The organism is Nocardia sp. CA-135398, assembly GCF_050955845.1.
Lineage (GTDB): Bacteria > Actinomycetota > Actinomycetes > Mycobacteriales > Mycobacteriaceae > Nocardia.
The window spans coordinates 6,639,362-6,661,983 of record NZ_CP192084.1; the positions used below are offsets into that span (position 1 = coordinate 6,639,362).

The following is a 22,622-nucleotide window of genomic DNA, read 5'->3' on the forward strand; positions in this document are numbered from 1 at the left end:
CGCCCGCCCAACCGCTCGAATTCGCACCCCTCGGGAGCCCGCACAAAGTGCCGCTATTTGCGTCGGCGGGTGCGCTTCGGGGGCTCGGGTGGCGGCGGCGGAGGTTCGGCGGGTTTGCCGGTAAGTCGGCCGAGGAGAGAGACGCCAGGGAGTTTGGCGAGGGCGTTGAACAGGTCTTCACCCAAGCCGATCATTGCCTCCAGGCGGGGCAGCAGTCGGTCGTAGGCGGCGAAGGCCGGATCCGCCAGTGCCAGGGTGCGGTCCATGCGGTCGACGGTGGAGTTGAGCCGGTCGATGGCGATCGAGAGTCTCTCGATCAGATCCGGCAGCTGCGCCGCGAGCTGCGCCGAGGCCGGCGGCAGGCGCACCGCCGCATCGAAGGCCTGACCAGCCGTGAGTTGTGCGGCATCCAATACTTGACTCGCAGCCGACTGTGCCGCCTCGACCGCCGATTGCGCGGCCGCCAGAACATCGCCGGGACTCGGCACTCGCCCACCCGGCACCTTCGGAGTCGAGGCCTTCCGGCCCCCTCCCTTCGGGGTAGTCATCCCTTCACTCTGCCGCACCCATAGCCCGCGAGGCCGGATATCCCCGACCGATCAGTTTGTGTCGCGTCCGCGAGCACTCGCTCGCACCGCCGAAGATATGGACCGCCGGCGTCGGCGTGTCGGTGGTTCGTGGCATAGTTCGAGCACGATGAAACTCAGTAAAGGGGCCAATGCGGCAGTGCCGACTTCCCTTCTTGCCGTGGTTGTTTCATGGCGGTCGGGGCATGCGGTGGATGCGCATGCGTTGTTGCTGGCGCAGGCCGGGACGGTGCGCACCGATCGGGATCTGGTGTTCTTCAATGCACCACGACATGTGTCGCAGGCGGTGACGCTCGATCAAGAACCGGCACCCGGCACGGCGCGGCTGAGTGTGTCGCTACCGCGCACCGAACCGGATGTGGCGCGGATCGTGGTCGCCGGATCGGTCGACGACGGCACCTTCGGCGATATCACGGATCTGACCCTCACCATCGAGGCCGCGCATGGGCCGATCGCCCAGTTCGAGATCACCGATTCCGATGCGGTCTCCGCGATGATGTTCGGCGAGTTCTACCGCCGCGACGGCCAGTGGCGCTTCCGCGCGATCGGCCAGGGTTGGGCCAGCGGGCTCCCCGGCCTCGTCACCGAATTCGGCGTCACCATCGAAGACCCCGCCGAACCGACACCCGATCGCTCGCACGCGGACCGGACACCCACTTACCCAGTGCAGCAACGTATCTCGACCGGCACTGCGCTGGCCGGTCCCAGGCAGCTCGACAGTGCGCCGTGGAACCAGGACGGCACCCACGCGGACCCGACCGAACAGCACGATCGGCCCGATGCACCGGTCCGACCACGGACCCTCGGCACAAACCGCGCGGATCAGGCTTGGCACCTCACCGCCGCGAGAGGCCCCCGGGACCGAGCCGACTCGGCCGACGAACGACCTGCTCGACCGCGGCCCGGCAGGCCCGTGGACCTTCAGCGCCAGCGGCACGAGGTCGAACCGCCGACACCAGCACCGCCGAATCCCGAACGCGCGGACTGGCATTCGGACCCCGAGAACCCCGCACGGCTGCGATGGTGGGATGGGGCCGAATGGACCGGTGCCACCTACGAACAGCGACCGCCCGGCCCGCGCGGCTGCGCACGGTGCGGAAATCTCCGGCGCCGCAAGCTGTTCGGTGGTCTCGCACCGTGTCAGAGCTGCGAGCACGAGATCGAGGAATTCCTGACGCACTGGCATACCCAGGCCTGGCGCGCGCTGACCGCGGCCGGGCCGCGGGGTGCGGAGTGGGACGCGCTGTGGGCGTCGCTGCGGTATCAGCGAATCGACGAGGGGCTGGGCCGGGCAGCGCTGCGGGATGTGGCGCTGACCTATGTCGAGCGGCTGGTCACCTTCGCGTTCGCGGATGGCGAGATCGAGCAGACCGAGTTCGAGGCGTTCGAGTACGCGATCGAAGAATTGGCGCTCAGCGGACCGCTGGTCGAGGATCTGCGCAGGCGAATGTATCGCGGCCGCACCCTGTCGCGGTTGCGCGGCGGGGATCTGCCGGTGGTGCGGACGCCAGGGCTGCACCTGGATCCGGAGGAGAAGGTGCACGTCGATCTGCCCGCCGTGCACGTCCGCCAGCTCGCCAGGGGGCCGAAACTCACCGACGGCAGGCTGATCGCCAGCAATAAGAAGCTGCGGTTCGTCGGTACCGACACCGGCACCGAATTGCCGTGGAACAGGGTGGTTTCGGTGCATGTAGAGCAGCGTTCGGTGGTCGTCGCGGCGACCTCGTCCCGTGGTGGGGCCACCTTCGATGTCGAGGATCCCGATTACGTCGCGGCCGCGCTGGAAGGGGCGCTGCGGGTCGCCAAACGCCTGGTGCTCACGCCCGGCCAGCGCGACACGCGCAGCATTCCGCAGGAGGTCAAGGCCGAGGTGTGGCAACGTGACGGCGGTAAGTGTGTCGAATGCGGCGACGGCCACTATCTCGAATTCGACCACATCATTCCGCTGAGCCGAGGTGGCGCGACGAGTGCGACCAATCTGCAGATCCTCTGCCGCGCCTGCAATCGCGCCAAGGGCGCGCGGATCTGAGGCGGATACCGCACACAATCACACACCGGAATACCGATGTGGCGAACAATGCATATGCGATGAAGCACGTTGAGCGGTCCGTCATGTCACCGTAGCGTCCAATACCGAACAGCGCCGTTTGGGAGGATCAATGCAGGTAGCGGTAATCGGTGGAACCGGGGTCCTGGGGGCCTCGGTGGTACGAGAGCTGAACGCACGCGGACATCAGGTCCGGGTGGTGAGCCGAACCGCCCCCGCGGATCGAACTCAGGAGCATCGGTCCGCGGATCTGGCCACCGGCTCCGGTCTGGAATCCGCACTCGACGGTTGCGACACCGTCGTCGACGCGGTCAGCGCCCGCAGCCGGACCCGATCGGTCATGGTGGACGGCGTGCGCCGACTACTGGCCGCCGAAAAGCAGGCGGGTATCGGCCACCACGTCGAAATCTCCATCGTCGGTTGCGATCTCGTCCCCTTCGGGTATTACCGCGCGAAGGTGGAACAGGAGCAGGTGGTCAGCACCGGCGAGATCCCCTGGACGCTATTGCGCGCCAGTCAATTCCACGAACTCGTGACCGAAATCCTCGCCGCATCGGCACGCTGGCGGCTCGCACCGCGCTCGTCGGCGAAGATACAGCCGATCGATGTCGACGCCGTCGCGACAAGACTCGCCGACACGGTGGACAACGGCCCGGCCGGACGCATCCCGGATATCGCCGGACCGACCGTGCACACCCTCACCGAACTGGCCGATATCTACCGCGCACACACCGGCCGCAAGGTGCTGCCACTCCCGGTACCCATTCCGGGCCGCGCGGGGCGTGCCCTACGGTCCGGCGCGCTCTGCCTGGACGGAAACGGCGATGCAATCGGCATCGGTTACGCCGAATGGCTGTCCCGCCGACTCACTCGCTGATCAACCCGGCCGTGCGCCCCAGATCGGCCAGCATCGCATCGAACAGAATCTCCGGATTCGACAGCGGGATCGGATAATTCCCGAATACCTCGAGCGTGACGTGCCCGTAGAGCCGGGCCCAGATCTGGATCATCAGATATGTCACGCCGAGGTCGAGCTTTTCGGCCGGAAATTTCTGCCCGGACTCCGAAAGCGCTGCCAGCAGCTCGGTTTGGAACAGCACGAGGTCATCGCGCAGCTCCGCCGGAATCACATCGGTCGGTGGGGTAACGACATCGTAGGTGGCCAGCAGCCGACCGGCGGCCGCGAGGAAGATCCGTCCGAACGGTTCGTCGAATCGGCGCAGCATGCGCGCGCGGCCCGCGCCGGGCGAGGCGAACACCAGGGTGAATTCCCTGGTGTGCGCCAGCGCCCAGCGCCGAAATCCCTTGCAGATGGCGAAGAATTGCACCGCGCCGTCATCGGGCAGCGTGGCGATCTGCTCGGACAGCTCGGCGGCGAGGTCCGCACAGAACTCCAGGCGCAGACTCTCCAACAGGTCCTCACGCGAGTTGTAATACCGATACAGCGCGGGCGCGGTAATGCCGAGTTCACGCGCGATCGCCCGCAGCGTGACCGCATCGGGACCGTGCTCGACCAGCAGTGCGCGAGCCACCCGGCGGATATCCGCATCCGAAACCACCGGCGCCCGCCCCCGCGGCTTGGGAACGTTCACAAAGGAATTCAAGCGTATTCGACTTCCCAGCGCTTGATGCCGTTCAACCAACCCGAGCGCAGCCGCACCGGATCGGCGACCTGACGCAGGTTCGGCATCACATCGGCGATGGCGTTGAACATCAGATCGATCTGCAGCCGGGCCAGGTTGGCGCCGACGCAGTAGTGCGTGCCGGTGCCGCCGAAGCCGACGTGCGGGTTGGGGTTGCGCAGCACATTGAAGGTGAACGGATCCTCGAATCCGTCCTCGTCGAAATTGGCCGAGCTGTAGAACAGCCCGAGGCGCTGGCCCTTCTTGATCTCTTGGCCGCCGACCTCGGTGTCCTGAGTGGCGGTGCGCTGGAATGCGGTCACCGGGGTGGCCCAACGCACGATCTCATCGGGCGCGGTGCGCGGCCGCTGCTCCTTGTAGAGCTCCCACTGGTCCGGATTGTCGACGAAGGCCTTCATGCCGTGGGTGATCGAATTGCGGGTGGTCTCATTGCCCGCGACCGACAGCAGGATCACGAAGAACGCGAACTCGTCCGAGCCAAGGTTCTCACCGTTGATGTCGGCATTGATCAATTGGGTGACAATGTCGTCGGCCGGGCATTTGCGCCGCTCCTCGGCCATATTCCAGGCGTAGCCCATGACCTCGGCGGTGGCGGCGTGGTGATTGCCGTCGAATTCCGGATCGTCGTAGGAGATCATCTGGTTGGTCCAGTCGAACAGCTTCTTGCGGTCGTCCTGCGGCACCCCGATCAGTTCGGCGATGGCCTGCAGCGGCAGTTCGCAGGCGACCTGTTCGACGAAGTCGCCGCGACCGGTCTGCTTGGCCTCGTGCACGATTCGGGCCGCGCGCTCGGTGAGCGCCGCGCGCAGGCTCTCCACCGCGCGCGGAGTGAAGCCCTTGGAGATGATGCGACGGGTCTTGGTGTGCTGGGGCGGATCCTGATTGAGCAGCAGCATATTGCCGAGCAGGTCGATCTGCTCGCGGGTGGTTTCCTCGTTGAACCGGATGATCGCGGTGTTCTCGTGCGAGGAGAACACTTCCGGATTCTTCGAGATCTCCTTGATGTGGTCGAGCTTGGAGATGACCCAGTAGCCGCCGTCATCGAAGCCGCTGGCCCGCCCGGACTGCGCGCACCACCAGACCGGGGCGGTCCGGCGCAGCTCGGCGAATTCCTGGATGGGCAGGCGGGCGGAGAGCAGATCTGGGTCGGTGAAGTCGAATCCCGCGGGAATCGATGGCGTGGTCACGGTCACGGCTATCTCCTACCGGTCTGACTTGGGCTGCAGACCTCACGACACTGGGGGATGGCAGCCGGCGGAGCCGGCGGGGCGGGTAAGAACTATGTGGACAAGCCGATGAAACCACACATCCTCGATTTTGTGAATAGCGTTTAGTAAACGCCGTTTACTCCAGTTGCGATAGCGGCACGGTCGCTCGCCCTAGATAGCTGACGGCTATAAATTGCCAGGTTGATCGCTTGTCGCGAAACTGTGGACGCGACCGGGTGAACCAGCCTGTAATGGGACCCAACAGGTCACTGTTCGGAGGTCCCCATGCCCAGCCTGTACGAGCACGCCGGTGGCGACGAAGCATTGCATCGCGTCGAAGAAGCCTTCTACGACAAGGTCCTCGACGATCCGGTGCTGAAAACCCAGTTCACCGAACGCCGCCCGACGCACGTCGACCATCTCACCTGGTTCACCGCCGAATCCTTCGGCGGCCCGGACCGATTCACCCGCGACCTCGGCTTCGAGTACATCATCGCCGTGCACCGCGGCCTCGAAATCACCGACGAACAGCGCGAACGCTTCGCCGAGCTGTACCTGGAAGCGTTCGAGGAGGCGGGCCTATCAGACGATCCCGCCTTCCGGGACGCGGTGCGCGAGCATGCCGAATTCGGCGCCCGAGTGGCACAACAGAATTCGCATGCCAAATCCGACGACGAACTGCACCTGATCCGCGCGGTGCCGCACTGGACCTGGGACGGCGACGACTGATCGCCGTCTATCCCGCCACGCGCGCGACCAGGGCCAGTATCAGAAACGGCATGGTGGCCGAGACATCGGCCGTCTGATCCTCGGGGGTGCCGCGGGTATGCGCCGCGACCGCGAAACTCTCGCCGAACGATGCCGAGGCCACCTCCAGAGGTCCGCTGTCGGACCAGCCCCATTTGCTGCCAACGACGCCGGGCAGCCGCGCGGTCCCCCAATCCTGTGCGGTGCCGTCGGCCGCCTGCTCACCCGCCGCGGCCATCCAGCCGAAGATCGGCGAACCGGGTTCGGTGCGCTTCTTCGTCGCCAGGAAGGTGGCCACATCCGCGGTGCTGGTGTACGACATGCCCCAGGCAGGGCCCGATTTGGTAGCGGTCAGGCGGTACTCCGCCGCGATGGCATCGATCGCCTGCGGATACTTCGCGCCGAGCTCATCGGCCGCGGAGTCGTCGGAATAGCGGATCATCCGCTCCGCCAACGCCAGATCCGTCGCCGACCCGTCCCCTCGATGCAGCGCGTAGTCGACCATATAGAGCTTGACCAGCGACAACCCGGTGCGCATCTCATATTCGTTGCTGGTGCCCCACTGGACGCCAGGCATCACCGAACGGAAGGAGAAGGCAGTTCGCGACGGCACACCGTCCTCATCGCCCACCTCGGCGGCGGCAATCGGCGCGGCGAATACCAGCATTGCCGTCGCTGCGACCGAGATCGGAAATGCCAAGCGGCCCATAGTTTCTCGCCTCCTACGGCACTACGGTCAGGACCGGCTGTTGCCGATGCCCGTCGAATCTCCTTCACCCGACTCGGTTCAGACTCGGGGGTTGCCAGCGCCCATCGAGCGCGCGCTCCTCGGGCACGTACAGGCGAAGCGCCAGCCGGAAGGTGCCGGTTTCCGGGATCGGCAGCCAATTACCGTATGGCACATCACTTCCCGGATCGGCGGCCTGGATGGCGAGTTCCACCGAGCCGTCCGGCAGCGGTACGACCGGACGCTGATGACCGATCGCGTAGATGCCAGCCGGGTTCGGCACCAGATAACGTTCGGCGGTATAGGCGGTCAGCGACCAGAAGGCCCGCGCGGGTGGAGTCTCGCCCGGCGGAAAGTGCAGCCGGTAGCTGTGCGGCGCGTCCTGCTCCCCCGCATTCGCGCTGATCTCCGGATAGACGGCGTCTTTGGGCAGATTCGCGCCGAGCGCGGTCCACGCGGTCGAGGCACGCAATGAGTAGTCGGTGCCGTAGGTGCCGAGATTCGTCGCGAAACCCCATCCGTTCTCACGTCTGGCCTTGGGGTTGGCATAGTCCGGTATGCGCATCTGGCCCGCCGCAACGGCCGCGTCGAGATCGGCGACCGACGTACCGTAGATGGTGCCGCCCGGCCGGATGCCGATTTTCGAAAAACGCTGCAGCGCTGGGGCATCGGCGGGGGCCGGCGGATTGGTGAGCATGAGGGCGCACAGCCGGTCGAAGAAGGTGCGCCCATCCATCCGGGCAACCTGCTGCGGAGGCGAGATCGGGGTGGACATATCGGGATTGATCACCGGGGTCGGCCGTTCACCGCGCAGCCAGGCGCTCAGCGGTGCGAGCTGCACCTGCTGCTGCAGGCTCTGGGCGGTGGCGAGGTCGGCCTGATTGCGCAGTTCGATGCGACCGATCAGCCATGCGGTGTCGGTGGGCATCGCCAGTCTGGTCAGGTTATCCGGCAGCGCGCCAGACCAATTGGGGCCGGTGATCACGTACCCGTACGGCGGATCCTGACCGGGCGGCAGCTGCGGTGCGACGCTGCTCGGACTGTGCGTGGTGTTGGTCCAGGCGTCCAGGAGCTGCATGATCCAGTACCGGTCGCCGTCCATTGCCGGAACCTGCAGCACCACCGGTTCGGCACCGAGGTCGAGCCAGGCTGTGGCATACAGAGTGTCGATATTCGGCATGACGACCGCGGTCAGCCTGGGATTCACCGCACCGATGGCCGCCATCCGATTGGCGGCTACGGCGGCGGTATTCGTCCGCAGCGTGACATCCATCAACACCAGCGGAAATCCATAAATATAGGCGTCGGTCGCGACCGAACGCGGATCACTCGGCGGCACACTGCCGGAACTCGCCGCGCTACCGGAATCCGCCGATTTGCCGCACGCGACCAGGCCCGCGCCCGTAACGGCACCGGCCAGCAGCATTGATCGCCGCGACATACTCATGCCTTCTCCCTACTTCCCGATCAGGTCGGACAACTTCGAGAGAGATCAGCCGGAGTATAGCCACATATTTGCCATAAACCGGGCAAGCGGCGATGCGGCCGGGTTTTCGGCGATCAGCCGGTGCCGAGAATCGAATTCATAATAGTGCCCGCACTGGTGGCGACAACACCACCGATCATGGCTCCGGCCACCATCTTCGGCGACTGCATCGGGCCGCCGCTCCATTTCTCCCAGGCGAACCGGCCGCCCGCATAGATGATGCTGATTATTCCGGACAGCAGGGCAAACCAGGTCAGATAGCGCACCATCTGCAGCAGCTTGTCCGATAGCGGCGGAGCTTGCGGCGTCGGATTCTGAATCTGCGCCAACGTCGCATAGGCATCGCCGATCGACATCAGATAGATGTTCATCGTCTACTCCTCGACTATCACGCCCTCTCCATGATCCGCACAACGAGAGGTCTCGCAAGGCGGCGAAGATCGTGACTGCATGGTCGCCGAGAAACCGATACCATCGCGGGGAGCGAGTTAACCCCCTTGTCCCGCATCCAGAATGAGCAACACGAGATGATCCTGGCCACCGTTTACGACACCTGGGCGCAGATCGGCAACCCCACCCCTGAGGCCCCTCCGGTGTCCGACAAGATTCTTCAACTGGTCCGCTACTTCACCTGGTTCGTGCTGCTCGCGGGCATAGTCGCCATCATCTACGCGGGTGGCCGCTTCGCCTGGGAGAAGTGGACCGGCGGCGGTCTGGAATCGCCGAAGATGGTGGCCGGAGCCATGATCGGCGGTGTGGTGGCCACCAGTGCGGGCACCATCATGAACGCCGTCATCGGCTGAATCCGCGACTTCGACTGCGGACCGGCACGATTCAGCGCAGGATGCCCGCCTGCCCGGCCGCCCGTAGCCAGTCCGGGAATTCGCCCAGTAGCCGGGCATACAGCTGCGCGTCGTCCACCTGATCGATGTCGTCGAGAGCGAAGAAGCCCGCGTTGTCCACGACGCGATCCGACATTTCGTCGAGGGTGCGCAGCAGGCCGTAGTTGGCCCGGCCGAGGCCGACGAACTGCCAGAAGGCGGGCAGCCGGGACGCTTCGCGCATGAGTGCGGCGATTTCGCGCTTCTTCGCGAAGCCGCCGTCGGTGAAGAACAGCACCAGGGTCGGCGCATCGCCGGGTCGCAGCGAGGCGATGATGTCGCGCATGATCGGCAGTTCGTCATTGCGGCCGCCGATCCTGGCGTAGTCGATGCCCTGGTGAGTGCCGGTGAGATGCAAGAAGGTCTGAGCCCATGCCTCGCCGTGCTCGACGGTGATATCGGGCAGTTTCGCGAAGGACAGCGCGTAGAGGTAGGCCTCCAGCGTGCCGTCCTCGTCGAGCTGGGTGGCCACCGGGATCATCCGCTGCACAACGCGATGCACGACCTGTTTGCTGTATTGCCCGCTCATACTGAGGGTTTTGTCGATGACCAGGATGACGCGGGCGCGAATTCCGAAGGCGTTCTTGTTGATCAGCACCTTGACGACCTCACGTTTGCGCAGGTCTAGCTTGGCGCGCTTCTCGAAGGAAAGTTCGGCTTCGCCGGGTACGGTGCGGACCTCTGGCGCGCTGGCGGGCGCGGGCTCGTCGTCGACGCTCACCCCATGGTCGGTGACCAGCGCGGCGAATCCGCCCGCATAGCCCTGTCCGACCGCGCGGACCTTCCACTCGGAATTACGCCGATACAGTTCCAATGCGATAACGACAGATTCGCTGTCGAGTCCATCGATCACGTACTCGTAGAGCACATTCCCGGATGCGTCTGCGACGGTGGCAACCGGCGGCGCGAATTGTCCGAAAGTTGCCCCGGATTCGCCCAATGTGATGACCACCCGTATTTGGGCAATGTCGGCGGGCACATGAGCCGCGGAAACGGCGAGCGCCGCAGGCGTCCCCGACCGCAGCTCGACGCCGGGGGCCTGCGGCTGATTGAAGAAGACGAAATCGGCGTCGGTGCGAACGCGTCCCGCTTCGGTCACCAATAGCGCCGAGACATCGGCGGGGGCGATAGACCGCACCGAGACAACGACATTCGATGCCGCGAGCGAACCGTTCTGCCCCTTGACGAGTGAGATACCCATCGCGACTCCTTGCCGTATTCGATCCAGGTTTTTCGCCGAGTCGTTACAAGACAACCACAACGCCGACAACGCGTGACACAATCATCTGGATCCCTCTCCGCCACCGACGAGCCCCGCAAAGATCACCACAACTTATCGCTTCGAGCGCGACCAGCCGAAGGTCAGGGCTACGGCGCGTTTCCAGTTGTGGTACTCGTCTTCGCGGTGGGTGGGGTCCATTTGGGGCCGCCATTGTCCGGCGAGCCGCCAATTGTTGCGCAGGCCTTCGAGGTCCGGCCAGTAGCCGACGGCTAGTCCGGCGGCGTAAGCGGCTCCGAGAGAGACGGTTTCGGCTACGAAGGGGCGCATGACGGGGATATCGAGGACGTCGGCGACGATCTGCATGAGCAGGTTGTCGGAGGTCATGCCGCCGTCGACGCGCAGGGTGCGGGCCTGGAGACCGGAGTCGGCGTTCATGGCGTCGACGACTTCGCGTGTCTGCCATGCGGTGGCCTCCAGGACGGCGCGGGCGAGGTGGCCCTTGTTGATGTAGGAGGTCAGACCGATGATGAGACCCCTTGCGTCACTGCGCCAATGCGGTGCGTAGAGACCGGAGAATGCGGGCACGATATAGCAGCCGCCGTTGTCTTCGACTGTGCGAGCGAGCGTTTCGATCTCGGGCGCACTCGACACCAGACCGATATTGTCGCGCACCCACTGCACCAGCGAGCCGGTGACCGCGATCGGCCCCTCCAGCGCGTACACCGGTTCGGACTCGATCTGATAGCCGATGGTGGTGAGCAGACCGTGCGAGGACTGCACCAACTCGCGCCCGGTATTCATCATCAGGAAGCCACCGGTGCCGTAGGTGCATTTGGTTTCCCCACGCGCGAAACAGGTTTGGCCGAAGAGTGCGGCGTGCTGGTCGCCGAGCGCGGCCGCGATCCGGATTCCGGGCACCACTCGACTGGTCGTGCCATAGGACGCGGTGGACGGCTGAATGCTCGGCAGCATCGCGGCCGGAATTCCGAAGAACTCCAACAGTTCTCGACCCCAGCCGAGAGATGCGATATTCATCAGCAGCGTGCGGCTGGCATTGGTGACATCGGTGCGATGCACACCGCCGTCCGGCCCACCGGTCAGATTCCAGATCAGCCAGGTCTCCATGGTGCCGAAAAGCACTTCCCCGCGCTCGGCCCGATCCCGCAGTCCCGCAATGGTATCCAGCAGCCAGCGCAACCGTGGCGCGGCGAAGTAACCGGCCAGCGGCAGGCCGCACAGTTCGCGAATCCGTTCCGCACCTGGCTTGCTTTCGAATTCGCGCACCAACTCGTCGGTGCGCACGTCCTGCCAGACGATCGCCCGCCGGATCGGCACACCGGTGCGGCGATCCCACACCACCGTGGTCTCGCGTTGATTCGCGATGCCGAGGGCCGCAACCTGTTCCGCGGCGATACCGGAATCCCGCAACGCCTGCGGCACGATCCGCTCGACATTGCGCCAGATCTCCAGCGCATCCTGCTCGACCCAGCCGGGCCGCGGATAGTGCTGCTGGTGTTCGCGCTGTGCCACGCCGACCAGACGGGCGCGTTGATCGAACAGGATGCACCTGGTGGAGGTGGTGCCCTGATCGATCGCCAGCACATAGCGTTGCGACATCGGCCACTTTCTGTAGGACTGGACGAAGCTCAGTGTCCGGCACCGAGGTCCCGCGATACCGCATGCGCGGCATCGCGGACGTGCCCGACCAGCGTCGGCCGGTGCCGTAGCTGCGGATCGCAGAGCCGATCGACCGGGCCGCTGATCCCGATCGCACCGACCACGAGTCCGCCGTGTGTCCGGATCGGCGCGGCTATACCGGCCATCCCGGACCGGAATTCCTCGGTCTCCCCGGCCCATCCGGTCTGCCGGACCGTGGCAAGCGCCCGGGTGAGCGCCGCCCGATCGACAATGGTGCGCCGGGTGAGCGGCGCCAATTCAGCACCGCGGACCGCGGCGGCGAGCTCGGCGTCATAGGCGAGCAGTACCTTGCCGAGCGCGGTCGCGTGCGCCGGTAGCAGTTCACCGACCTCGAGCGCCTGTTCGGTGTTGTCCGGCCGGAAGACGTGGTGCACGACCACCACGCTGTCGTCGGCCGCGGCACCGATTCGCACCGACTCTCCGGTCCGCGCGGCCAGCGCATCGGACCAGTTGATCGCCCGCGAGCGCAGTTCGTTGTTGTCGAGATAACTCGTCCCGAGATGCAGTACGGCCGCGCCGAGCTGGTACTTGCCGCTGGCCTGATCCTGTTCGACGAACCCGACGCCCTGCAATGTGCGCAGGATGCCGTGCGCGGTCGGCTTGGCCAGCCCGAGCGCACCCGCGATTTCGCCGACGCCGAGACGGCCGGAACCCCGAGCGAGCAGCTGCAGAACGGCCGCCGCTCGTTCGATCGATTGGATCGGACCGGGCATACGCCGAAACCTATCCCGATGATTCGACAATGTCGAACACCCACGGACCGGCGACGTCCATCACGATCGTTCGGCATTGTCGAACGCGCACTATGTCCGTTCCGGCAATCCGGTCGTAACGTCGCCTCAGCGGCCGCAACCGCGGCGGGCTTTTGCAGACGGAGGCTCAACGGTGAACTTCGGCGCGATATTCGTACACGCGGCGCTCGACACAGGATTCCTGTCCGATGTCGGCGTGGTCGCGAATGTGTTGTTGCCCAAAGCCACTCGGCCGGTGCGCTCGCCGGAGTCGCTGCCTTCACTCCCGACGCGTTCTCCGAAAGGACGGCGATGAGCCAGTACGTCGGTGCCATCGACCAGGGCACCACGAGCACCCGCTTCATGGTGTTCGACCACCGCGGCAACGAGATCGCCCGGCACCAGCTCGAGCACGAGCAGATCCTGCCGCGCGCGGGGTGGGTCGAGCACAATCCGACCGAGATCTGGGAGCGCACCCGCTCGGTCATCGTGTCCACCTTGAACAAGGCGAATCTCGTTGCGAGCGATCTGGCCGCGGTCGGGGTGACCAATCAGCGCGAGACCACCGTGGTGTGGAATCGCCGGACCGGGCGGCCGTACTGCAATGCCATCGTCTGGCAGGACACCCGCACCGACAAGATCGCCGCCGAACTGGAACGCGCGGGTCACGGCGAAATCATCCGCCGCAAGGCGGGTTTGCCGCCCGCCACCTACTTCTCCGGCGGCAAGTTGCGCTGGATCCTGGACAATGTCCCCGGTGTCGCCGCCGACGCGGACCAGGGCGAGGCGGTCTTCGGCACCACCGACAGCTGGCTGCTGTGGAATCTCACCGGTGGCATCGATGGCGGCGTGCACGTCACCGATCCGACCAATGCCAGCCGCACCATGCTGATGGATCTGGAGACCTGCGACTGGGACGACGAACTGTTGTCCCTCTTCGGAATTCCGCGCGCCATGCTGCCGACCATCGCGCCCTCGTCGAATCCGGAACTGTTCGGCAGGACCCGCGCCGACGGACCGTTCGGCGGCGAGGTACCGCTGGCCGGTGTACTCGGCGATCAGCAGGCGGCCACCGTGGGTCAGGTGTGCTTCCGGCCCGGTGAGGCCAAGAACACCTACGGCACCGGAAACTTCCTGCTGCTCAATACCGGAACCGAACTCGTGCGCTCACAGCACGGACTGCTCACCACCGTCGCCTACCAGTTCGGCGCGGAGAAGCCGGTGTACGCGCTGGAGGGTTCGATCGCGGTCACCGGCTCGGCCGTGCAGTGGCTGCGCGATCAGCTCGGCGTCATTTCCGGTGCGGCGCAAAGCGAATCGCTGGCCAGGCAGGCCGAGGACAACGGCGGGGTGTACTTCGTGCCCGCGTTCTCCGGCCTGTTCGCGCCGTATTGGCGTTCGGACGCCCGCGGTGTGATCGTCGGGCTGTCGCGCTACAGCACCAATGCCCATCTCGCACGGGCCACGCTGGAGTCGATCTGCTATCAGACCCGCGATGTCGTCGAGGCGATGGAGGCCGATTCCGGTGTGCGCCTGGACACCTTGCGCGTGGACGGCGGCGTCACGGCCAACGAACTGTGCATGCAATTGCAGGCCGACTTCCTCGATGTGCCGGTATCCCGGCCGGTGGTCGCGGAGACCACCGCACTCGGCGCGGCCTATGCCGCCGGATTGGCCGTCGGATTCTGGAGCGACACCGACGAACTCGTGCAGAACTGGCGCGAGGACAAGCGTTGGACGCCCGCCTGGACCGCGGAGCAGCGCGAACGTGGTTACGCCCGTTGGAAGAAGGCGGTCGCACGCACGCTCGACTGGATCGACGTCGACGACTGAGATCCGCGCTCGAAGACTCAACAGCACCGAAACAAGGAGACATACCGTGTCCGCACGTTTGGACTCGAACTACCGCGCCGATGCACTGGACACATTGGGCGACAACGAAATCGACGTACTGATAATCGGCGGCGGTGTGGTCGGAGCAGGTGCCGCACTCGATGCCGCCGCCCGCGGGCTGACCGTCACCCTGGTCGAGGCACGGGATTTCGCGGCGGGCACATCGAGCCGATCCAGCAAGCTCATCCACGGCGGCCTGCGCTATCTGGAGCAACTCGACTTCTGGCTGGTGCGTGAGGCTTTGAAGGAGCGCGGCCTGCTGCTGCACCGGCTCGCCCCGCATCTGGTGCGCCCGGTCTCGTTCCTGCTGCCACTGCAGCACCGGGTCTGGGAGCGCGCCTACATCGGCGCGGGCGTCGCACTGTACGACACCATCGGCGGGGCCAGGGCGCTGCCCATGCACCGGCACCTGTCGCACACGCGCGCAATGGAATTGGCGCCCGCACTGCGCGATGACGCGATGATCGGCGCGATCCGCTACTTCGACGCGCAGGTCGACGACGCCCGGCACACCATGACCATCGCCCGCACCGCCGCCCAGCACGGCGCGACCGTGCTCACCCGCACCAAGGTCACCGGACTGCTGCGCGACGGCGAGCGGGTGATCGGCGCACATGTCACCGATGTGGAGACCGGTCGCGAATACACCGTGCGCGCCCGCCGGGTGATCAGCGCGACCGGCGTCTGGACCGACGAGATGAACAAGATGACCGGCGTGGATTTCCCATTCCACGTACGCATGTCGAAGGGCGTGCACATCCTGGTCCCGCGCGATCGGCTCGATCTGGATACCGGTCTGATCATGCGCACCGAGAAGAGCGTGCTGTTCGTGATCCCGTGGGCCAGGCACTGGATCATCGGCACCACCGATACCGATTGGGCGTTGGACAAGAACCATCCGGTGGCCAGCGATGCCGATGTGCAGTACATCCTCGACCATATGAATGCGGTGCTGCGAGAGCCGTTGTCCCGCAACGATATTGTCGGTACCTACGCGGGGCTGCGGCCGCTGCTGTCGGGCGCGTCCGCCGATACCGCGACGCTCTCGCGCGAACATGCTGTCGCGGAACCGGTTCCGGGTCTGTTCGTGATCGCGGGCGGTAAGTACACCACCTACCGTGTGATGGCCGCCGATGTGGTGGACGCGGCCGTCAAGGGTCTCGGTCGGGCGGCCGCACCGTCGGTGACCGAACACCTGCCGCTGCTCGGCGCCGTCGGATACCAGGAGCTGGCGGCCGATGTGAACAGCGTCGCGCAGCGGGCCGGTCTGTCCGTCGCGACCGTCGAGCACCTGCTCGGGCGCTATGGGTCGGGCGTATCCGAGTTGTTCGAGGTGATCGCCGCCGAACCGGAATTGGCCGAGCCGCTGCCCGGTGCCGGGGCATACCTCGGCGCCGAGGTGGTCTACGCGGTGTCCCATGAGGGCGCACTGCATCTCGACGATGTCCTGACCCGCCGCACCCGCATCTCGATCGAGGCCGCCGACCGCGGCCTGACCGCCGCACCCGCGGTGGCCTACCTCATGGGCGCTCGACTCGGCTGGGATGCCGCGACCACCGATCGCGAAATCACCCGCTATCGCGAGCGGGTACAGGCGGAGTTGGCCGCCAACCAGGCCGCCGACGACGAGTCGGCCAACGCCGCGCGCTTGGTCGCGGTCGCCTGAGTCCGCCGGCGCGCGGTACGGATTCGTACCGCGCGCCGTCGGCGTCAGATGTCCGAGCCGCCGTAGGACTCGGGCGTCGATTCGTCGGTCTCCAACTGCTCCTCCTGCGGATGTTCGTCGGCATGCGTGGGTTTGCTGTGCTCGTCCGCGAAGTCACCCTCGGCGTTCTCGGTTGTCCGCGGATCGATCTTTCGTCCGGTCATGGTCGCTGTATACCCGGCGGCGGACTCGGCAAATTGCCCCCGCGCGTTTTCATCCGAAAGGCCGACTGTTCCGAATGTAGGTAAATAGGCATCGACGTTCGGAATGAGGTTATTTATGGGCACACATAAGCCCGCCGCTCAGATTCGACCCATCTGTCGACGTACCGCCGCATTCGCCTTGGCCAGTGCGGTTCCGCTGTCCGTCATCCTCATCGGCACCGCGCCCGCGACCGCTGATGCACAAACACTCGGCAATCCGACTCCATACGGATTTGCGGAACCATCGGCTCCGATCGACGACAACGCCGCATTCGCACCCTTACCACTGCGGAGCGCCACCACATTCGTGGCCGATCCGGATCCCGCAGCGCCCGCCCCCACCGATAACGCGGCGCAGCCGGACCAGGGTCCACCGGCATCCGCAGCCCCTACCAACCGGGTCAGCGTCGGCAATATCCGGATCGATCGCCCGGACTGGCTCTCGCCCGAACAGGCCACCCAGATCAACGACGCGTCCGCTGGTACCGAAGCCGCACTGTCCCAAGGCCTTCAGTCGGTGGGCGTCGAACGCACACGTTCGGACCATATCGCCGATGCCGTGATCGGTGACGCGCTCGTCGGCGCTGCGGTGGGCGCCACCGTGTCCACGCCGCTCGCGGCCACCAGCGCGGTCGTCGGCGCGGTCTCGGGTCTCGTCGCCGGACTGGTCTTCGCCCCCGCGGGACTCGTGGTCGTACCCGTCATCGGCGCGGCCATCGGCTACACGGTGATCGCCGCACCATTCGCAGCGGCTGGCGCGGCAGTGGGCGCAGCGGTCGGCGCGATCGATGGCGCCGTCTCCCCGATACCGCCCCAGGAACAACCGACAACCCCATAACTCACGTTGCGCGGCAATTGCCGGATATGACCGTTGCCGCGTTCACACCGCGGGATCGAGCGGGGTGCCGCTGTGCGGCACCCCGACAACGGTCTAGTCCAGGAAGACCGGCAGCGCGCGGTGTCCATTCGAAATGAAACTGCCGACCGGCGACAACTCCGCCGGATCCACGGCCAACCGCATATTCGGGAAGCGCTCGAAGATGGCCGGAAGGGCGATGGTCGCCTCCAGCCGAGCGAGCGGGGCGCCGATGCAGTGGTGCGCGCCGTGCCCGAAGGACAGGTGTTCCTTATTGACTCGGTGCAGGTCGAATGTCGCGGCGGTGGCGCCGTGCAGATTCGGATCGCGGCCCGCGGCGGCGTAGGACGCGAGAATCGCCTCGCCCTTGGGAATTCGGATCTCGCCGAGCTCGATATCCTCGACCGCGTAGCGCAGCGGCAGGTGCGCGACCGGCGCCTCGTAGCGCAGCGTCTCCTCCACCAGATCCGACCACGGCACCCGGCCCTCGACCAGATCGGCGCGCTGTTCCTGATGGGTGAGCAGGATGAAGATCGCCTGGTCGAGCAGATTGACCGTGGTCTCGTGACCGGCATTGATGACCAGCATCAGGGTGTCGACGAGTTCCTTCTCGCTCAGCTGCGAGCCGTCGTCCTCGTCGCGGGTGGCAATGAGAACGCTGGTGACATCGTCGCCCGGAGTCTCGCGCCGGTAGGCCACGAGTTCGCTGACGAGGCGGTACATCTCGAGGTAGTTGGCCTGTGCTTCCTCCGGACCGAACGAGGTGTCGAAGAAGCCGTCGACGCATTTGCGCAGACCAGGTCCGAGATGTTCGGGCACACCCATCATTTCGGTGATGATCTCGATCGGCACCGGATAGGCGTACCCCTCGCGCAGATCGGCCACCTCGCCCTTCGGAGTGGCCGCGAGCGCGTTCAGCAGCCCCTCGGTGATCGCCTCGATGCGCGGACGCAGCGCCGTGGTGCGACGGTGCGTGAACGCGGGCGAGACCAGCTTGCGCAGGCGGCGGTGGTCGGTGCCGTACGCGGTGAACATGTTGTCGACCGCGATCCACGGAAGCAGCGGCCACTCCTCGGTGATCTCGCCATTGATGAACGAAGACCAGTGCTGCCGTGCGTCTTTCGACACCCGCGGATCGGCGAGCAGACTCTTGAGCACGGCGGCATCGGTGACCGACCATGCGGGCACGCCGCCGGGCAGGGCGACCAGCGCGACCGGCCCGCGCTCCCGGATCCGCTCGTTCTCGCCTTGGATATCGGCGCCGGTCAGATCCAGGACCAGCGGTTCATGCTCCATCGTTATCTCCTTAGAAGACGGGCAGTGGCGGGGACTTGGGGAAGACGACCGGCAGTGCCGCCAGTGCCCGGTGGAACGGGCCGGGCCGCCAAGTCAATTCGTCCGTGGGCACGGCCAGTTCCATCTCGGGGAGCGCGTCGAGCAGCTGATCGATGGCGTCCTGAACGACCAGGTAGGCAACGGATTTCGCGGGGCAGGCGTGCGGCCCGGCGCCCCAGGCCAGATGCGAGCGGTTGCCGGTGCGATCGCCGCCGCGGATCGCCGGATCGTTATTGCAGCCCGAAAGGCTGACCACGACCGGCTGATGGGCGGGCAACCAGGTGTTGTCGATGAGGATCGGCTGGCGCGGGTAGGTGATGCTGAAGTTGGCCATCGGCGGGTCGTTGAACAACACCTCGTCGAGCGCGTCGCGGGTGGAGAGGCTACCGCCGAGCATGTCGCCGCCGAATCGGTCGTCGGTGAGCATCAGCAGCAGGGTGTTCGTGATCAGATTCTGCATCGGTTCGATGCCCGCGCCGTAGAAACTGATCAGCTGGCACAGCATTTCGGTATCGTCGAGCTTGGAGGGGTGGTGGGCCATTCGCGAGGTGACATCGTCACCGGGCTCGGCCCTGCGTAGCTGCACCAACTCCAGCAGCGCCTCGCTGAGCATTGCCATGCCGGCGGCGGCCTCGACGGTGTCGAAGAGCATCGCCATACCGGTCGCGACCCGCTGCCCCAGTTCCGCTGAGCAGCCGACCATCTGGTTGATGACCTCGAAGACAACCGGCAGCGCGTACTGGGTGACCAGGTCGACCTCGCCCGCCTCGCAGAAGGAGTTGATCACCGGGATGGCGATCTTCTCGACCGTCGAATGCAGTTCGTGCAGATCGATTCCGTCGATGCTGCCGGTATACGCCTGCCGGTAGCGGGCATGCGCCGCACCGGTATTGCGTAGTGCGTTCGGGTACCACATCATCATCGGCTTGACGGGTGATTCGTCGGAAACCGTCTGCTCCCAATGCCGCGGATCCGCCGGAAAGTGTTCCGGATCATTGAGGATCCGCACGGCGGTCTGATAGCCGACCACCAGGGTGGCGGGCACGCCCGGCGCCAACTCCATCGGCACCAGCGACCCGTACTGGCTGCGAGCCTCCCGATAGGCCCGATGCGGATCGGCGGCGAACTCCGGAGTATGCAACAACACTCGGGGCTCGGCCGCATCGAGGGGCGAGCCGTGCAGGGCGGGGCAGGCTCCGGTCGCGGTGGTGTGGGTTGACGATGACGTGGTCAAAGGCGTGACTCCAGACGTTGGATCAGCAAGGCGGCCAGGATCAATGGAAGCACCGCGGCGATAACACAGCCTGCGGCCACAGCACTCAGTTCAGCCCTCCTCGCGACGCCGACCGTATGTGACCCCGGCCATGAGGTCCGCGTCGAGAACTCGAACCCTGGCGAGGCAACCACAGCCGACTGCGGTCACCCCACAGTCCCTGTAGGACAGGCGATTTCGACGCACAATCACCGGACGCCCTACCAGCCGCCCAGAACTCGACGACCCGCCCACGTTATCAGCATCCGGAAGAACTCTCTCCAGATCAGTCCGCAACGCAAGCACGCCGACGGCGAACCCATCGCCACCGGCAAATATGTTGAGCTGCTATGGATCACGTGGCTGATCTAAGCTCGGCGAGCAGTCGCTGCACGCCCACACTCTCGACGGCAGTTGCACACCGGCTGTACTGGATGTGCGGCCGAAACATGCTGCTCGACGGGCGTTGCTCGGGGCCGTTCAGTCGGCGCTCGGAAGTTTCGCTTCACCCGCGGTCTGGCGGACGGCGGCTTCGATGAGTTCGGTGAGTTGGGTTGCGGGGACGGGGATGCCGGGAGTTTGTCGGGTCCACCGGAGAAAGGCGTCGACATCCGTCGCGGGGATTTCGCCGAGGTAGGGGCGGATGTATGCCGGGGTGTTCGGTTCGGTGCGCCAACTGTCGGTCAGTGGACCGATGTCCACCGCGTCGTAGCCGAGGCGGTTCAGAAGGTGAGTGGCCTCGGCTTTGGCTGACGCGTTGTCGCCCGCGATGGGCAGGGCGCTGCGGTCGGTGGCGTCGGCGGGGCGGGCGAGGGAGAGCAGCTGGTGTGGGGTGATCGTGTTGAATGCCTTGACCACGTGGGAATCCGCGAGGTGGCGCTGGATCAGAGCACTGGAAGTCGATGCGCCGGTGTCCAGCTCGGTCAGGTGGCCGTCTCGTTCGGGGTAGTAGTTGGCCGTATCCAGCACCGTCTTTCCGGCCAGCGCTGCCGCGGGAAGCTTTCGATGGGCAACCAGCGGTATCGCTGCCACCACGAGATCTGCGGCGCGCGCTGCCTCTGCTGGTGTAGCCGCTCGGGCCTGCCCACCCAGTTCGGTGACGAGGTCGGCGAGGGTCTCGGGACCTCGCGAATTACTGACGACAACGCCGAAGCCTGCCGAGATGGCCAGGCGGGCAATGGAAGTACCGATCATTCCGCTGCCGATGAGTCCGAGCGTTCGATGCACGGCTTATCTCCATTCGTCGGTGTGAGTGCCGCCTGACAGCGTGGATCCGCCACGACCGCGCGACCAGACCCGTGTGCTGCGTACTCACCGCGTGATCACCCACGGCGAGGGATGGTCGCCGGGCGCCGACATAGGGTTGTCGAGTGGACGACCGGACCGAGCTCAGCGGGTTCCTCAAATCGCGCCGCGCCCGCCTACGCCCGCAGGATGTCGGGCTGCGTGACCACGGCGGCGTTCGCCGAGTCGCGGGCCTGCGACGGGAGGAGCTGGCTCAGGCGGCGGGAGTGAGCATCGCCCACTACACGCGCCTGGAGCAGGGCAAGACCGACAGCGTTTCGGACGAGGTTCTCCGAGCCATCAGTGTGGCGCTTCGCCTGGACATGGACGAATCGGCATATCTGCACCGGATCGCGCGGCGTCCGCCACCGTGCGCACAGGAAACACCCTCGACGGATATGCCTGTGGGGCTGCGTTATCTGCTGGATTCGTTCGTGATGACACCGGCGCTGGTGGTCGGTCGCCATACCCAGATCATCGGATGGAACCAACTCGCCGTCGCGGTGTTCGGCGACTTCCCCGCACTCCCCGACGGCCGCCGCACCCTCTCACACCTGCTGTTCATCGAGCCGCACCTGCGCGAACTGCTCGGCACCGGATGGGATCAGGCGGCACTCGCGCATGTGGCGCATCTGCGCGTCCTGCTCGGACGGTATCGCGGACACTCCGAACTCGTCGCGCACATCGACACCATGCGAGAACTGAGCCCGGACTTCGCGCGAACGTGGGCCGAACATCCGGTCGCGCAGGTCCGCAACCGGACGTACACGCTGCACCACCCGCGCGTCGGCGAGCTGACGCTGCACGGCGAACTCATCGCACTCCCCGACGCGCCGTCGTGCTGCGGCCTGGACCTGTTCGCCGCCGAGGCGGGCTCGGCATCCGAAAAGGCACTGCGGGAACTCGGAAATCAGTAGCCCGCCTGGTTCGTGGATGAGATCGCGACACAGCTGAGTTCGGTTCGGGACATGCGAGTTCGAACGGCTTCGACGACCGCCGCGAACGCCGGAATCGCGCTGCGGCGCGAACCCGGCTCCCGGAACTGAACGCTGGCCGATTGCTCCGCCGCGGCTCAGCGGGAAACTATGCGTTAGCTGTGAATCTGGAACCCGAGCTG

General features: G+C 65.8%; 21 protein-coding genes. 8 read left to right on the plus strand and 13 right to left on the minus strand.

The window, feature by feature from the left end; all coding sequences use genetic code 11:
- Positions 1-53 precede the first annotated feature (53 nt).
- Complete coding sequence (locus ACQP1T_RS29420; RefSeq protein ID WP_433756285.1) at positions 54-548, minus strand: hypothetical protein; 495 nt, start codon at positions 546-548, stop codon at positions 54-56.
- A gap of 148 nt (positions 549-696) precedes the next feature.
- On the opposite strand from ACQP1T_RS29420, the gene ACQP1T_RS29425 reads away from it, so the two are divergent.
- Both ACQP1T_RS29425 and ACQP1T_RS29430 read left to right on the plus strand, forming a co-directional pair.
- Complete coding sequence (locus ACQP1T_RS29425; protein ID WP_433756286.1) at positions 697-2,616, plus strand: TerD family protein; 1,920 nt, start codon at positions 697-699, stop codon at positions 2,614-2,616.
- Between the two features lie 130 nt (positions 2,617-2,746).
- The gene (locus tag ACQP1T_RS29430) at positions 2,747-3,511 is read left to right on the plus strand and encodes an SDR family oxidoreductase (RefSeq protein WP_433756287.1); all 765 of its coding nucleotides are present in this window, start codon (positions 2,747-2,749) and stop codon (positions 3,509-3,511) included.
- Here ACQP1T_RS29430 and ACQP1T_RS29435 read toward each other — a convergent pair.
- Together ACQP1T_RS29435 and ACQP1T_RS29440 are read right to left on the minus strand one after the other, a co-directional pair.
- Positions 3,501-4,226 carry a TetR/AcrR family transcriptional regulator gene (locus tag ACQP1T_RS29435; RefSeq protein ID WP_433756288.1) on the minus strand — a complete coding sequence of 242 codons (726 nt, stop codon included), beginning with the start codon at positions 4,224-4,226 and terminating at the stop codon, positions 3,501-3,503. The two genes, ACQP1T_RS29430 and ACQP1T_RS29435, sit on opposite strands and share 11 nt — an antisense overlap.
- An 8-nt stretch (positions 4,227-4,234) precedes the next feature.
- Positions 4,235-5,464, minus strand: coding sequence for a cytochrome P450 (locus ACQP1T_RS29440; protein WP_433762416.1), 1,230 nt, complete (start codon positions 5,462-5,464; stop codon positions 4,235-4,237).
- Between the two features lie 306 nt (positions 5,465-5,770).
- Here ACQP1T_RS29440 and ACQP1T_RS29445 point away from each other — a divergent pair, with 306 nt between their 5' ends.
- Positions 5,771-6,214 (plus strand): group II truncated hemoglobin, encoded by a 444-nt coding sequence (locus tag ACQP1T_RS29445; RefSeq protein ID WP_433756289.1) that lies wholly within the window; start codon positions 5,771-5,773, stop codon positions 6,212-6,214.
- Between the two features lie 7 nt (positions 6,215-6,221).
- On the opposite strand, the gene ACQP1T_RS29450 is transcribed toward ACQP1T_RS29445, so the two are convergent.
- From ACQP1T_RS29450 to ACQP1T_RS29460, 3 genes are all read right to left on the minus strand, one after another.
- Positions 6,222-6,941 carry a hypothetical protein gene (locus tag ACQP1T_RS29450; RefSeq protein ID WP_433756290.1) on the minus strand — a complete coding sequence of 240 codons (720 nt, stop codon included), beginning with the start codon at positions 6,939-6,941 and terminating at the stop codon, positions 6,222-6,224.
- A gap of 64 nt (positions 6,942-7,005) precedes the next feature.
- Positions 7,006-8,406, minus strand: coding sequence for a DUF1254 domain-containing protein (locus ACQP1T_RS29455; protein WP_433756291.1), 1,401 nt, complete (start codon positions 8,404-8,406; stop codon positions 7,006-7,008).
- A 113-nt stretch (positions 8,407-8,519) separates the two neighbouring features.
- Complete coding sequence (locus ACQP1T_RS29460) at positions 8,520-8,801, minus strand: hypothetical protein (RefSeq protein WP_433756292.1); 282 nt, start codon at positions 8,799-8,801, stop codon at positions 8,520-8,522.
- Positions 8,802-8,972: 171 nt separating this feature from the next.
- Between ACQP1T_RS29460 and ACQP1T_RS29465 the strand changes: the two genes are divergently transcribed.
- A complete protein-coding gene (locus ACQP1T_RS29465; protein ID WP_062992471.1) occupies positions 8,973-9,248 on the plus strand; it encodes a hypothetical protein in 276 nt (91 codons plus the stop codon).
- A 31-nt stretch (positions 9,249-9,279) separates the two neighbouring features.
- On the opposite strand, the gene ACQP1T_RS29470 is transcribed toward ACQP1T_RS29465, so the two are convergent.
- The 3 genes from ACQP1T_RS29470 to ACQP1T_RS29480 all read right to left on the minus strand — a co-directional run bounded on the left by ACQP1T_RS29470 (position 9,280) and on the right by ACQP1T_RS29480 (position 12,959).
- Positions 9,280-10,527, minus strand: a complete 1,248-nt coding sequence (locus ACQP1T_RS29470) for a vWA domain-containing protein (protein ID WP_433756293.1) — start codon at positions 10,525-10,527, stop codon at positions 9,280-9,282.
- Positions 10,528-10,659: 132 nt separating this feature from the next.
- Positions 10,660-12,165 carry a glycerol kinase GlpK gene (gene glpK / locus ACQP1T_RS29475; protein WP_433756294.1) on the minus strand — a complete coding sequence of 502 codons (1,506 nt, stop codon included), beginning with the start codon at positions 12,163-12,165 and terminating at the stop codon, positions 10,660-10,662.
- 29 nt (positions 12,166-12,194) lie between these two features.
- Positions 12,195-12,959: an IclR family transcriptional regulator gene (locus ACQP1T_RS29480; RefSeq protein ID WP_433756295.1), complete on the minus strand. Its 765-nt coding sequence runs from the start codon at positions 12,957-12,959 to the stop codon at positions 12,195-12,197.
- A gap of 330 nt (positions 12,960-13,289) precedes the next feature.
- On the opposite strand from ACQP1T_RS29480, the gene glpK (ACQP1T_RS29485) reads away from it, so the two are divergent.
- Together glpK (ACQP1T_RS29485) and glpD are read left to right on the plus strand one after the other, a co-directional pair.
- Positions 13,290-14,810 carry a glycerol kinase GlpK gene (gene glpK / locus ACQP1T_RS29485; protein ID WP_433756296.1) on the plus strand — a complete coding sequence of 507 codons (1,521 nt, stop codon included), beginning with the start codon at positions 13,290-13,292 and terminating at the stop codon, positions 14,808-14,810.
- Positions 14,811-14,856: 46 nt separating this feature from the next.
- Complete coding sequence (gene glpD, locus ACQP1T_RS29490; protein WP_433756297.1) at positions 14,857-16,536, plus strand: glycerol-3-phosphate dehydrogenase; 1,680 nt, start codon at positions 14,857-14,859, stop codon at positions 16,534-16,536.
- A 44-nt stretch (positions 16,537-16,580) separates the two neighbouring features.
- On the opposite strand, the gene ACQP1T_RS29495 is transcribed toward glpD, so the two are convergent.
- Positions 16,581-16,739 (minus strand): hypothetical protein, encoded by a 159-nt coding sequence (locus ACQP1T_RS29495; protein ID WP_433756298.1) that lies wholly within the window; start codon positions 16,737-16,739, stop codon positions 16,581-16,583.
- A gap of 115 nt (positions 16,740-16,854) precedes the next feature.
- Between ACQP1T_RS29495 and ACQP1T_RS29500 the strand changes: the two genes are divergently transcribed.
- A complete protein-coding gene (locus ACQP1T_RS29500; protein WP_433756299.1) occupies positions 16,855-17,616 on the plus strand; it encodes a hypothetical protein in 762 nt (253 codons plus the stop codon).
- 93 nt (positions 17,617-17,709) lie between these two features.
- On the opposite strand, the gene ACQP1T_RS29505 is transcribed toward ACQP1T_RS29500, so the two are convergent.
- The 3 genes from ACQP1T_RS29505 to ACQP1T_RS29515 form a co-directional block, all read right to left on the minus strand.
- Complete coding sequence (locus tag ACQP1T_RS29505; protein WP_433756300.1) at positions 17,710-18,930, minus strand: cytochrome P450 family protein; 1,221 nt, start codon at positions 18,928-18,930, stop codon at positions 17,710-17,712.
- A 10-nt stretch (positions 18,931-18,940) separates the two neighbouring features.
- Entirely contained in the window at positions 18,941-20,203 is a 1,263-nt protein-coding gene (locus ACQP1T_RS29510) for a cytochrome P450 (protein WP_433756301.1), read from the minus strand.
- A 498-nt stretch (positions 20,204-20,701) separates the two neighbouring features.
- Positions 20,702-21,448, minus strand: a complete 747-nt coding sequence (locus ACQP1T_RS29515; protein ID WP_433756302.1) for an NADPH-dependent F420 reductase — start codon at positions 21,446-21,448, stop codon at positions 20,702-20,704.
- 143 nt (positions 21,449-21,591) lie between these two features.
- Between ACQP1T_RS29515 and ACQP1T_RS29520 the strand changes: the two genes are divergently transcribed.
- The gene (locus ACQP1T_RS29520; protein WP_433756303.1) at positions 21,592-22,422 is read left to right on the plus strand and encodes a helix-turn-helix domain-containing protein; all 831 of its coding nucleotides are present in this window, start codon (positions 21,592-21,594) and stop codon (positions 22,420-22,422) included.
- Positions 22,423-22,622: the final 200 nt, after the last annotated feature.